Origin of the sequence: Streptomyces diastatochromogenes, from assembly GCF_002242805.1 — a bacterium.
In the GTDB taxonomy this organism is placed as follows: Bacteria; Actinomycetota; Actinomycetes; order Streptomycetales; family Streptomycetaceae; genus Streptomyces; species Streptomyces diastatochromogenes.
In genome coordinates, this window is record NZ_MCGQ01000012.1 from 264,635 (window position 1) to 276,954 (window position 12,320).

Genomic DNA, 12,320 nt, shown 5'->3' on the forward strand with positions numbered 1-12,320 from the left:
AGGTGTACGGTCCGCGCGTATGCGACAGCATCTCGCGTGGACCCTGGCAGCGGCCGCCGCCCTGGCGGCCGCGCCCACCGCATCGACGGCGGCCCCTCACAACTGCCCTCGGCTGACCGGTACCTGGTACGGCGACAACCGTGCCCGCCTCCAGCAGGTCATCGACAGTCATGGCACCTGCTCCGGTCACCGGGGCGCGGTGGCCACGTTCGACTGGGACAACACGGTCACCAAGAACGACGTCACCGATGCCACCCTCTCCTGGGCCCTGCGCCACGACCGGCTCCTGCGCCCCGTCCGCTGGAAGGACACCAGCGCCTGGCTGACCGACGCCGCCGACCACGCCCTCACGGCAGCCTGCGGCACCGGAGCGGGCGCACCCCTGCGCACCTCGACCCGCCCCCGCTGCACCGACGAGATCGTGCGGATCCGCGAGACCGGCACCACGACGAGCGGCGCCCCCGCCTTCGCCGGCCGCTGGAACCACCGCCGCACGGTCCCGCAGTACGCCTGGATCCCCCAGCTCTTCGCCGGCCGCACCCCCGCCGAACTGGCCTCCTACGCCGGCTCCGCCCGCCGCGAGGCCCTGGCCGCCCCCGTCGGCGCGACCCGCACCCTGGGCACCCGCACGGTCCCCGCCTACGTCCGCTACTACGACCAGCAGCGCGACCTGATCCGCACCCTGATGCGAGCCGGATTCGAGGTGTACGTCGTCTCGGCCGGCGCGGAACCCGTCACCGAGGTCTGGTCCCGGGCGGTCGGCGTCGACGCGGCCCACACCATCGCCATCCGCCCGGTCCTGGACCGCCGGGGCCGGATCACCGTGCGGAACGAGGGCTGCGGCGGCGTCCCGGCGACCCGGGGCGCGGTGATCCCGTACATCGACGGCAAGCGCTGCTGGATCAACCAGGAGATCTACGGCGTCCAGGGCGCCGCCGCCTGGCAGCGGCAGCCCTGGAAACGGCGGCCCGCGCTCGCGGCCGGTGACGCCGACACCGACGTCACCTTCGTCGGGGACGCCACCGGCGCCCACCTCGTGATCAACCGCAACAAGCCGGAGCTGATGTGCCGGGCCTACGACGACGCCGACGGCCACTGGCTGGTGAACCCCATGTTCATCGCCCCGCTGCCGCGCAGGCCGGAGCCGTACCCGTGCGCGACCACCGCCCGCACCCATCCCGACGGCATGCTCGGACCGCTCCGGCGCGCCGACGGCACGGTGGTGCCGGACCGAGCCGACACCGTCTACTGAACGGCGCTCAGAGGAAGGTCTGCCCCTCGCCCCGGTAGGTGGGCACGGTCGCGGTCACCGCGTCCCCCTCGACCAGCTGCAGCACATCGAACCGCTCGCACAGCTCGCCCGCCTTGGCGTGCCGGAACCACACCTTGTCGCCGATGAGCAGATCGTCGGCGGGCGAGCCGAGCAGCGGGGTCTGCACCTCGCCGGGGCCCTCCTGCGGGTCGTACCTGAGCCCCTCCGGCAGGTACGGCACCGGCAGCCGGTCGGGACCGGCCGCGCCGGAGGCCGGATAGCCACCGCCGAGCACGGTGACGACCCCCACGCCCGGCCGCCGTACGACGGGCTGCGCGAACAGGGCGGCCGGACGGCCGCTGAAGGACGTGTAGTTGTCGAAGAGCCGCGGCACATACAGCCCCGAACCCGCCGCGATCTCCGTGACCGCGTCCTCGGCGGCGGTGTGCTGCACGCTGCCCGTGCCACCGCCGTTGACGAACTCCAGGTCGGGCGCCACGGCCCGGACCGCCCGCACCACGGCACCGCGCCGCTCGGCCAGCTCCCGCCGCGCGGCGGCCTGCATCAGCCGGACGGCCCGCGAACGCAGCGGCCGCCCGGCCACGGAGTCCCCGACCCCGGCGATGTGCCCCTCGTACGCCATGATCCCCACCAGCTTGAAGCCGGGTCGCCGGGCCACGGCCCGGGCCAGCTCGGCGAGTTGGGCGGGCGAGTACAGCGGCGAACGCAGCGCCCCCACCCGGACCCGGCCGCCCAGCAGCTTCAGCGAGGTGTCCAACTCCAGGCAGACCCGCACCACTTCACGCCCGCCGTCGCGAGCCGCGTCGATGAGGTCGAGGTGGGCGACGTCGTCGATCATCACGGTGACGGCGCCCGCGAGCTTGGGATCGGCGGCCAGCTCCGCGAAACCGGACCGGTCGGCGGACGGATAGGCCAACAGGATGTCGTCGAACCCGGAACGCGCGAGCCACAGCGACTCGGCGAGGGTGAACGACATGATCCCCTGGAAGCCGTCCCTGGCCAGGACGCGTTCCAGCAGGGCCCGGCAGCGAACCGACTTGCTGGCGACCCGGACCGGCTTTCCGGCGGCACGGCGGACGAGATCGTCCGCGTTGGCGTCGAAGGCGTCCAGATCCACGATCGCGAGAGGGGCGTCGAGATGGGCAGTGGCCCGGTCGTAACGGGCCCGATCAGCGGCACGCGCAGTCATGACGGAAGCCTGCCAGACAGGATTACCGCAGGGTAGGGGGACGTTCCGGGCAGATGCCCCGGGCTCGTGGACTGGTTCTCCCTCTCTCCCGGACAACCCGTAGAGTGACGCGCACGTACGGCGGAACACGCCCGGCCGCTTCACCTGAACCGGGATGCCTGTCCAGCCGTACGGGTATGCGTGCCCGGACGAGGTCTCCGCACCGGGCGCGGCCGAGGAGCACGACGGCCCGCGTACGAGGAAACGGCCCGGGCACGAGGAAACGGGGGGTGCATGAGCACGGAAGCGCGCCGCGCCCCCGTACCGCCACGCCCGACGAATCCGCCTCCCGGCCCCACCACCGAACCGCCGTCACCGGCGACGCCCGGACCGTCGGCGGCCACGGGCGCCCGCGAGCCGGCCGGGTACCGGACGTTTTCCGCAGGGTCGGCGGCGATCCCGGCCACTCCCGGCTCCGAGGACCTCGACGACGAACCCTCCGTGTTCGCACCCCGCGCCACGCGGGCGCCGGGGCAGCCGTCCGCCGCGGGACGGCCCTTCCCCGTACCCCAGGCCCCGGACCCGGTGAGCCCGCCGCCGCCCCCTGCCTCGGCCCGCTTCCCCGACACCCCGCCGAGCGCGGGCCGCCTCCCCGACACGGCACCGAGCACGGGCCGCAGGGCACGCGCCGAGCGGGCCGGCACGAAGGTGCCGCCGAGCCCGGGAGCACCTGCGGAGTCCCTGACCGAGACGACGACCCGGCTCCGCCCGATCCGACCGGCGACCGAGCCGCAGCGTCCTGGCCCGGCGGCTATGCCGACCGTGGGCCGTGCGGGGGAGTCTGCTCCGGGCCGTTCCGCGTCGGCGTCGGCTGCTGGTCGTCCGGGGGAGTCCGTTCCGGGCCGTTCGGATTCTGCAGCCATGCCGGTCGCTGGTCGTCCGGGTGAGTCGGTTCCGGGCCGTCCTGGTTCCGCGTCCATGCCGGTCGCTGGTCGTCCGGGTGAGTCGGTTCCGGGCCGTCCCGGTTCCGCGTCCACGTCGGCCGCTGGTCGTCCGGGTGAGTCCGTTCCGGGCCGTGCGGGTTCTGCAGCCATGCCGTCCGTCGGCCGCCCGGGGCCGTCCGCTCCCGGCCGTTCGGATTCCGCGCCGACGCCGTACGCGGGTACACCGCCCCGCCCCGCGGCGCCCGCGGAGTCCCTCTCGGAGACGACGGCCCCGCTGCGGCCGATTCGGTCGGCGGGCGAGCCGCAGCGCCCTGGCCCGGCAGCCACGCCGGCTGCCGGCCGTCCGGGGGAGTCGGTTCCGGGCCGTGCGGGTTCTGCGGCCACGCCGGCCGTCGGCCGTCCGGGGGAGTCCGCTCCCGGCCGTCAGGAGGCCGCGGCCACGCCTGCCCCCGGCCGCCCGGCCTCCGTGCAGGACCCTGCCGCCACCCGCCCGGCCTCCCCGCTGCCGCCCCCCAGGCCCCCCGCGCGAGACCTCCGGGGCGCCTGGAGTCCGAGCGACCCCGCGCACCCCGTGAGCCCTCCGCCGGCTTCGCCGGATCCCGCGTTCTCCTGGAGCGCGGGGGCGGCCGCTCGGCCCGTCGTGTCGTTCGGGGAGCCCGAGGGGTACGACGAGCGGACACGGGCGCGGCCGCTGGGGGTGCGGGTAGGTCCGCGGACCGCCGCTGCCGCCGCCTGCCTGGTCCTCGGGCTGGGCCTCATCGGCGGTGCCGTGACCGGGAGTTGGCTCACCGGGGACGGCGGGGACGGCACGGCCGGGAGCGGGTTCACCGCGGCCGCGACCCTGTGGCACAGCGTGCCCGTCGACCAGCTCTTCCCGCCCACCCTCCAGGGCACCGGTGCCGGACCCGGCGGTGCCGACCGGACCTGGACGCGGATCGCCGTCGCCCCGGACACCAACTGCGCCGACGCCTTCGACCCACTGCTGCACAAGGTCCTCGCCCCCGTCGGCTGCCAGCGGCTCCTGCGCGCCACCTACACCGACGCCACCCAGACCTACGTCACCACCGTCGGCCTGCTGTTCACCAAGGCCGACTCCGCCGCCATGTCCGCGCTCGCCGCACGCTTCCGCGACGAACACCTGGACCGCCGGGGCGACCTGATGCCCCGGCCGTACGCCGCCAAGGGCACCGCCGCGGCCGGCTTCGGCGCCAAGCAGCGCGCCACCTGGACCCTCTCCGTCCTCACCGACGCCCCCGTCGTCGCCTACTCGGTCTCCGGCTGGGCCGACGGCCGCACCGTCGACGCGCCCCTGCCCGCCGCGGACGCCCTCCGCTCCGGTGCCACCTCGGCACCCGCCCAGGCCGGCCTCGGCAACGAGGCCCAGGGCCTCGCCGACCGTGTCGAACGGCGACTGCGTCAGACCGTCAGCTCGGCCACGGAGAAGCCCTCGTGAAGCGAATGACCGGCTCGGCGGTGAGCCTCCTGCTCGCCGGCTCCCTCGTCCTGCTGCCGTCCGCCACCGCCCACGCCGACAGCATCCGCGGCCAGCAGTGGGGCCTGTCCGCCCTCCACCTCGAGGAGGCCTGGCGCACCACCAAGGGCCAGGGCGTCACCGTCGCCGTCCTGGACACCGGAGTCGAGGCCGACCACCCGGACCTGGCCGGCAACGTCCTGCCCACCAAGGACATGATCGGCTTCGGCGCCAAGCCCGGCGACCGCGCCTGGGCCCGGCACGGCACCGCCATGGCCGGCATCATCGCCGGGCACGGCCACGGCCCCGGCGACACCGAGGGCGTCATGGGCGTCGCGCCCGAGGCGAAGATCCTGCCCGTGCGGGTCATCCTGGAGGACGGCGACTCCGCCCGCGCCAAGGCCCGCACCACCCGAGGCAACGCCCTGGCCGACGGCATCCGCTGGGCCGCCGACCACGGCGCCGACGTCATCAACCTCTCCCTCGGCGACGACTCCAACTCCGCGCACCCGGAGCCGAGCGAGGACGAGGCCGTGCAGTACGCCCTGAAGAAGGGCGTGGTCGTCGTGGCCTCCGCGGGCAACGGCGGCGACAAGGGCGACCACGTCTCCTACCCGGCCGCCTACCCGGGCGTCATCGCCGCCACCGCCGTGGACAAGTACGGCACCCGCGCCTCCTTCTCCACCCGCCGCTGGTACGCCGCGGTCAGCGCACCCGGCGTGAACGTCGTGATCGCCGACCCCGACCACAAGTACTACGAAGGCTGGGGCACCTCGGCCGCCTCCGCCTTCGTCTCGGGCGCCGCGGCCCTGATCAAGGCGGCCCACCCCACCCTGACCCCGGCCCAGATCAAGAAGCTGTTGGAGGACACGGCCAGGGACGCCCCGGTGGGTGGCCGCGACGACTCCCGAGGCTTCGGCATGATCGACCCGGCAGCGGCCCTCAAGGCGGCGGCCAAACTGAAGCCACGGGGTCTGCGCCCGGCGTCGTACGACGAGAAGTACTTCGGCCCCGGCCCGGACGCCCCCAAGTCCACCGGTTCCACCTCCGACTGGGCGGGCCCCCTGGCAGGGAGCATGGGGGGAGTGCTCCTGGTGGCGGGGCTGGTCCTTTGGAGAAACCGAAGGACAACCACCTAAAGGGGCGCGGCGAACGAGGACACCGCCGCCTTCGCGGCGTCCTCCACCAGCGAAATCCCCTTCGCCTCACTGGCGGTCCCCTTGGACAGCACAGCCACCAGGTAGTCGGTCCCGTCCACCGTCACCCGCCCGATGCTGTTCACGTCCCACAGCCCGGTCGTACTACGCGCCAGCCACCCGTTCTTCAGAGCCCACGAAGACCCCACGGCCGCCGCCGAGACCCCCCACTGCTGATCGGCCTCCACCCCCTTCATCAGCCCCTGGACGTACGTCCGAGAAGCCGCGCTCAGCAGCGACTCCTCCCCGAACACCTGCTGAAGCAAAGCGAGTTGATCCGCCGCCGTGGTCTGCGTGAGCCCCCACAGCTCACCCGAACCACCAGAGGTCCCCGCAAGCCCGAACCGCTCGTTCGCCGTGTCCAGCCCCTCCGCCCGCCCGATCGTGTGCCACAGGGCCGTCGCAGAGGCGTTGTCGCTGTTCTCGATCATCTTCGTGGCGTACGCCTTCTCCGCCACCGTCAACTGCCGCCCGGCGTCCTGCGCCTGCAGCAGCAGCGTGGCCAGGATGTCGACCTTGACGATGCTCGCGGTGTCGAAGGCGGCCCCGCCGTACGCCGCGCTCTCGCCGGAGTCCACTTCGAGCACCGCAGCCGACACCTTCGCGCCGGACGGCACGCTCACCGAGGCCATCGCCTGGGACAGCAGCGCCTTGCGGTCCACCGCCGCCGGCTCCACCGACGCCTCCGTGGTCGAGGGGGAGACCGACGCCGGTGCCGGAGCCGACGCCGACGCCACGGCCCGCGCACCGGAGTGCGCCCGCGCCTTCACATAGACCGTCCCGCCCGCGGTGACCCCGCTGACGGCGATCGCGGCGAGCGCGGTGAAGAGAAGCGGGCGGCGGCGGGAGCGACGGGAACGGCGGCGACGGCTGGCTCTGGAGGACTCCATGCCCGCGATGCTCGGGGCGGGGACTGTGCGGTCCGTTAGACGGACGTTAGATCTGCGTCAGGGAATGCTGAGATTCCTGTGAGTCGGGTGACGGCCCGGTTTCCGGCCCCGCACAAGCCCAGCAGCTTCCCCCCTATAGGGTCGGTGACCGTGGCGAACAAGAACATTCCCGACCCCGGCTTCTCCGACGACGACGGCTCCGCCGACCCCCGGCTGAGCGCCGCGCTCGCCGCCTGGGCCGAGGACCGCGGCGCTCTGGCGCCTGTCCTGGAGGCGCTGAAGGGGGCCCGCCTGCTCGTCCCGGTCGTCGCCCTGCTCGGCGAGGTCGAGGAGGACGAGAACGGGCTGCGCCGCGAGAAGACCAGCGACATGGCCGTACCGACCCTGAAGGCCGGCGGCCGCACCGCCCTGCCCGCCTTCACCTCCACCGACTCCCTGGCCCGCTGGGACCCGGCGGCCCGCCCCGTCGCCGTACCCCTGCACCAGGCGCTGCAGGCCGCCGCGCACGAGAAGGCGGACACGGTCGTCCTGGACCTGGCAGGCCCGGTGCCCTTCGAGCTGACCGGCCCCGCGCTGCTCGCCCTCGCCGAGGGACGTACCAGCGGCGACCCGCTCGCCGACCCGGCCGTCGTCGAGGCCGTCCGTGCCGCCGTGGCCGCCGAGCCCGCCGTCCTGCGCGCGCACCTCGGGCCCGGACAGGCCGACGGCACCCTCGCCCTCGTCCTCGACCCGGCCGTCCCGCCCGCCGAGGCCGCCCGCGCGGTCGCCGAGCGGCTGGCCGCCGACGAGACACTGCGGGCCCGCCTGGTGCGCGGTCTCGACCTGGCACTGCTGCCGGCCGGGACCACGCCTCCGGGCGAGCCCTTGTTCGTACGGGAGTAGAAAAGCCCCTCGTGGCTAGCCGTAGACGGGGCCCGTGTACTTCTCGCCCGGGCCCTGACCCGGCTCGTCCGGGACGATCGACGCCTCGCGGAACGCCAGCTGCAGCGACTTCAGGCCGTCGCGCAGCGGGGCCGCGTGGAAGGAGCTGATCTCGGTCGCGCTCGCGTCCAGCAGACCGGCGAGCGCGGTCACCAGCTTGCGGGCCTCGTCCAGGTCCTTGTACTTGTCGCCCTCCTCGGTCAGCCCGAGCTTCACGGCGGCGGCGCTCATCAGGTTGACGGCGACCGTCACGATCACCTCGACGGCGGGGACCTCGGCGATGTCCCGGGTCATCGCGTCGAAGTCGGTGTTCTCAGGAGGGGTCTCACTCATGCCCCACACGATAGGCGAGGCCGGGTGGGCACCTTAATCAGCCCCACCCGTCCTCAATTAGCCCTTGTCAAGCGATCCTGCTAATCTGGTGGGCGACCGGCTGGACATGACTGTGTCCGGCCCACAAGTGGAGGCTCCGATCTCCCACCTGACTGTCCTCCGGGACGGCGGGTCACCCGGTCAGGCGGCCACCATCGTTCCGTACGGACGATGGAGCCGCCCGAACAGCGCCCCGCGGTCATCGCGGCGGTGCTCCGGTTGCTATGGGAGCCCCGCCTGTGATCGTCCGGGGCATTTTTTGTGCTTCGGTGCGGTTAGGTCCTACGAAAAGAGACGTACGCGGCTGTCCGCCAGACCGCCGTATGGTGCTACCGAGGAGGATCCATCAGCACCGAGCCCCGCATCAACGACCGGATTCGCGTTCCCGAGGTGCGACTTGTCGGTCCCAGCGGCGAGCAGGTCGGGATTGTCCCGCTTGCCAAGGCCCTGGAGCTTGCGCAGGAGTACGACCTCGACCTGGTCGAGGTGGCGGCGAACGCCCGTCCGCCGGTCTGCAAGCTCATGGACTACGGGAAGTTCAAGTACGAGTCGGCCATGAAGGCCCGTGAGGCGCGCAAGAACCAGGCGCACACGGTCATCAAGGAGATGAAGCTCCGGCCGAAGATCGACCCGCACGACTATGACACCAAGAAGGGTCACGTCGTTCGGTTCCTCAAGCAGGGCGACAAGGTCAAGATCACGATCATGTTCCGTGGTCGCGAGCAGTCCCGGCCCGAGCTGGGCTACCGGTTGCTGCAGCGCCTCGCGGAGGACGTCCAGGAGCTGGGGTTCGTGGAGTCGAACCCGAAGCAGGACGGCCGCAACATGATCATGGTTCTCGGTCCGCACAAGAAGAAGACCGAGGCGATGGCCGAGGCTCGCCAGGCGCAGGAGGCCCGGAAGGCGGAAGCGAAGGCCAACCCCGGTCGTTCGCAGAACGCCGCTGACCTCGACCTCGAGGACGCCGAAGGCGCCGACAGCGTCGAGGCATCCGCCGAGGCCCCTGCCGAGGCATCCGCCGAGGCGTGATCCCGGGGGACGCGAGTCCCCAGGATGTAACCGATACAAGAGCGACGTTCCACCGTGCCCGGTTTCGCGACCGGGCACCGGAACGCCACCGACGAGGAGAGAACGGCGCTATGCCGAAGAACAAGTCGCACAGCGGTGCCAGCAAGCGCTTCAAGGTCACCGGCTCCGGCAAGGTGCTCCGTGAGCGCGCCGGCAAGCGCCACCTGCTCGAGCACAAGTCGTCCCGCGTGACGCGCCGCCTCACCGGCAACGCCGAGATGGCCCCGGGCGACGCCGCGAAGATCAAGAAGCTTCTCGGCAAGTGACGTCGCGGCGCCAACTGAGCGCCGTACGTCTGGACCGGGACCCAATCGTTTCCGGGTCGTGTGAAGACCACCACGACCCCGCTACAAGGAGTTAACAAGTGGCACGCGTCAAGCGGGCAGTCAACGCCCACAAGAAGCGCCGGGCGATCCTCGAGGCGGCCTCCGGCTACCGCGGTCAGCGTTCGCGCCTGTACCGCAAGGCCAAGGAGCAGGTCACCCACTCGCTGGTCTACAACTACAACGACCGCAAGAAGCGCAAGGGCGACTTCCGTCAGCTGTGGATCCAGCGCATCAACGCCGCTGCCCGCGCCAACGGCATCACGTACAACCGCTTCATCCAGGGTCTGAAGGCCGCGAACGTCGAGGTCGACCGCAAGATCCTCGCCGAGCTGGCCGTCAACGACGCGGGTGCCTTCGCGGCGCTCGTCGAGGTCGCGCAGAAGGCGCTGCCGGCGGACGTCAACGCGCCGAAGGCCGCGTGACGCTGCGCTGGCCTTAGGCCGACGTGATTGTGCGGACCCGTGGGCTTTGTGCCTGCGGGTCCGTTGCGTTGTGCGGTGCGGCTCGGTTCGGCACCGCCGACGGCCGCCGTCGTGGCTGATCGCCGTTGCGGCGGAAAAGAGATGCGGAACTTGAACTGCTGAAGGTGAATGACATGCCCCCCGTCAGCCCCGAGCTGATCTCCCCCCGCTCCGCCCGTGTGAGCGCCGCGCGGCGGCTTGCCAAGCGGAACTTCCGGGGCAAGGACCGGCTGTTCCTCGCCGAGGGGCCGCAGGCCGTGCGGGAGGCCGCCGGGCACCGGGTGGGCGGGGAGGCGACCCTCGTCGAGCTGTTCGCCACCGTGGAGGCCGCGGAGCGGTACGCCGACATCATCGGGGAGGCCCGCAGCGCCGGCGCCCGGGTGCATCTCGCCTCCGAGGACGTCATCGCCGACATCTCCACCACCGTCACCCCGCAGGGTCTGGTCGGTGTCTGCCGGTTCCTGGACACCCCCTTCGAGGACGTCCTCGCCGCCCGGCCGAAGCTCGTCGCCGTGCTCGCCCACGTCCGCGACCCGGGCAACGCCGGCACCGTGCTGCGCTGCGCGGACGCCGCCGGCGCCGAGGCGGTCGTCCTCACCGACGCCTCGGTCGACCTGTACAACCCCAAGGCCGTACGCGCCTCCGTGGGCTCCCTGTTCCATCTGCCGGTGGCCGTCGGCGTGCCCGTCGAGCGGGCCGTGCAGGGGCTGAAGGACGCCGGTGTGCGGATCCTCGCCGCCGACGGGGCCGGTGACCGCGACCTGGACGAGGAGCTGGACAAGGGAACGATGGGCGGGCCGACCGCCTGGGTGTTCGGCAACGAGGCCTGGGGGCTCCCGGAGGAGACCCGCGCCCTCGCCGACGCCGTCGTACGCGTCCCCATCCACGGGAAGGCCGAGAGCCTGAACCTCGCCACGGCCGCCGCCGTATGTCTCTATGCGTCGGCTCGTGCACAGCGCGCCTCCGGAGGGTGCCGAACCGTCACCGAGAGCTAGTAGGGTGGCCAGCTCGGGGCCCTGCGCCGTCTGAGAGGTGGGGTACGGGGATGAGTGTGGTCGGCACCAGCACTGCGCCGGACGGGCGGGACGTGCGCCGCACACCCGCGCCCCGGCACGGCGACTGCGCCGAGACCGGCCTCGGCATCGACCCCGACCAGCTGCCCGACGGCCTCGTGGTCGCCGACGACCACGGCCGCGTGATCTGCTTCAACGCCGCCGCCGAACGCATCACCGCCCTCCGTGCCGCCGACGCCCTCGGGCAGCAGCTGGACAAGGCCCTGCCCCTGGAGGACCTGGAGGGCAGGCGCTGGTGGCAGCTCACCGACCCCTACGGCGGCCTCGCCATCCGGGTACGGCAGCCCGAGCGCAACCTGCTGCTGCCCGGGGGGAGGGAAGTGCTGGTCTCCGCCCGGTACGTGCGCGGAGAGCCCCTCGGGCCCGTGCGGCGGGTCGTCGTGTCGCTCCGCGACACCGAGGCCCGCCGCCGCACCGAGCGCAGCCACGCCGAGCTGATCGCCACCGTCGCCCACGAGCTGCGCTCCCCGCTGACGTCCGTGAAGGGCTTCACCGCCACGCTCCTCGCCAAGTGGGAACGCTTCACCGACGACCAGAAGCGGCTGATGCTGGAGACCGTCGACGCCGACGCCGACCGCGTCACCCGGCTCATCGCCGAGCTGCTGGACATCTCCCGGATCGACAGCGGGCGGCTGGAGGTCAGGCGCCAGCCCGTGGACATCGGCGCGGCCGTCGGACGCCACATCCAGGCCTACGTCGCCGCGGGACAGCCCGCCGACCGGTTCCTGCTGCGCATCGAGCAGCCGCTGCCCGCCCTGTGGGCCGACCCCGACAAGGTCGACCAGGTGCTCAGCAACCTGCTGGAAAATGCCGTGCGGCACGGCGAGGGAACCGTCACCATTGATGTCACGCCCTCGGCATCCCCGCGCGAAGGCGAGGAAACCGGCACGTCGGTCACGGTGAGCGACGAGGGGCCCGGCATCCCGGAGGAATCCATGAACCGCGTCTTCACCCGCTTCTGGCGGGGCAGCAAGCGCGGCGGCACGGGCCTGGGGCTCTACATCGTCAAGGGCATCGTCGAGGCCCACGGCGGCACCATCACGGTCGGCCGCGCCACCGGCGGCGGCGCCGAGTTCCGATTTACGTTGCCCGTGGCCGCCCCGGCGTATCTCGCCTAGCGGCCCGCGGGCCATTCGTCCACCCCCACCCCGTTAGAC

Annotated in this window: 12 protein-coding genes; 9 read left to right on the forward strand and 3 right to left on the reverse strand. The window is 72.8% G+C overall.

Translation table 11 applies throughout. The annotated features are described in order from the left end of the window. Nucleotides 1-19: 19 nt before the first annotated feature. Nucleotides 20-1,252 carry an HAD family hydrolase gene (locus tag BEK98_RS14230; RefSeq protein ID WP_094216862.1) on the forward strand — a complete coding sequence of 411 codons (1,233 nt, stop codon included), beginning with the start codon at nt 20-22 and terminating at the stop codon, nt 1,250-1,252. Between the two features lie 7 nt (nt 1,253-1,259). On the opposite strand, the gene BEK98_RS14235 is transcribed toward BEK98_RS14230, so the two are convergent. Further along, nucleotides 1,260-2,462 (reverse strand): amino acid deaminase/aldolase, encoded by a 1,203-nt coding sequence (locus tag BEK98_RS14235; protein WP_094216863.1) that lies wholly within the window; start codon nt 2,460-2,462, stop codon nt 1,260-1,262. Nucleotides 2,463-3,956: 1,494 nt separating this feature from the next. On the opposite strand from BEK98_RS14235, the gene BEK98_RS14240 reads away from it, so the two are divergent. Together BEK98_RS14240 and mycP are read left to right on the forward strand one after the other, a co-directional pair. Next, a complete protein-coding gene (locus BEK98_RS14240) occupies nt 3,957-4,838 on the forward strand; it encodes a hypothetical protein (protein ID WP_244201856.1) in 882 nt (293 codons plus the stop codon). A 5-nt stretch (nt 4,839-4,843) separates the two neighbouring features. Then, nucleotides 4,844-5,995, forward strand: a complete 1,152-nt coding sequence (gene mycP, locus BEK98_RS14245) for a type VII secretion-associated serine protease mycosin (RefSeq protein WP_094216864.1) — start codon at nt 4,844-4,846, stop codon at nt 5,993-5,995. Here the strand turns inward: mycP and BEK98_RS14250 are convergent. Then, nucleotides 5,992-6,942, reverse strand: a complete 951-nt coding sequence (locus BEK98_RS14250) for a serine hydrolase (RefSeq protein WP_094216865.1) — start codon at nt 6,940-6,942, stop codon at nt 5,992-5,994. The genes mycP and BEK98_RS14250 overlap by 4 nt on opposite strands. A gap of 150 nt (nt 6,943-7,092) precedes the next feature. Between BEK98_RS14250 and BEK98_RS14255 the strand changes: the two genes are divergently transcribed. Further along, on the forward strand, nt 7,093-7,824 hold the full coding sequence (locus tag BEK98_RS14255; RefSeq protein WP_094216866.1) for an SseB family protein: 732 nt from the start codon (nt 7,093-7,095) through the stop codon (nt 7,822-7,824). A gap of 15 nt (nt 7,825-7,839) precedes the next feature. Here the strand turns inward: BEK98_RS14255 and BEK98_RS14260 are convergent, their stop codons facing one another. Further along, nucleotides 7,840-8,196 carry a DUF1844 domain-containing protein gene (locus BEK98_RS14260; protein ID WP_094216867.1) on the reverse strand — a complete coding sequence of 119 codons (357 nt, stop codon included), beginning with the start codon at nt 8,194-8,196 and terminating at the stop codon, nt 7,840-7,842. 384 nt (nt 8,197-8,580) lie between these two features. Between BEK98_RS14260 and infC the strand changes: the two genes are divergently transcribed. The 5 genes from infC (at nt 8,581) to BEK98_RS14290 (ending at nt 12,281) form a co-directional block, all read left to right on the forward strand. Beyond that, nucleotides 8,581-9,264, forward strand: a complete 684-nt coding sequence (infC, locus tag BEK98_RS14270; protein ID WP_094216868.1) for a translation initiation factor IF-3 — start codon at nt 8,581-8,583, stop codon at nt 9,262-9,264. Between the two features lie 110 nt (nt 9,265-9,374). Further along, nucleotides 9,375-9,569, forward strand: coding sequence for a 50S ribosomal protein L35 (gene rpmI, locus BEK98_RS14275; protein ID WP_004933563.1), 195 nt, complete (start codon nt 9,375-9,377; stop codon nt 9,567-9,569). 98 nt (nt 9,570-9,667) lie between these two features. Further along, nucleotides 9,668-10,051 (forward strand): 50S ribosomal protein L20, encoded by a 384-nt coding sequence (rplT, locus tag BEK98_RS14280; RefSeq protein WP_018549117.1) that lies wholly within the window; start codon nt 9,668-9,670, stop codon nt 10,049-10,051. Between the two features lie 173 nt (nt 10,052-10,224). Beyond that, nucleotides 10,225-11,085 carry a TrmH family RNA methyltransferase gene (locus BEK98_RS14285; protein ID WP_094216869.1) on the forward strand — a complete coding sequence of 287 codons (861 nt, stop codon included), beginning with the start codon at nt 10,225-10,227 and terminating at the stop codon, nt 11,083-11,085. Nucleotides 11,086-11,135: 50 nt separating this feature from the next. Continuing rightward, on the forward strand, nt 11,136-12,281 hold the full coding sequence (locus BEK98_RS14290; protein WP_094216870.1) for a sensor histidine kinase: 1,146 nt from the start codon (nt 11,136-11,138) through the stop codon (nt 12,279-12,281). The last annotated feature ends 39 nt before the right edge of the window (nt 12,282-12,320 follow it).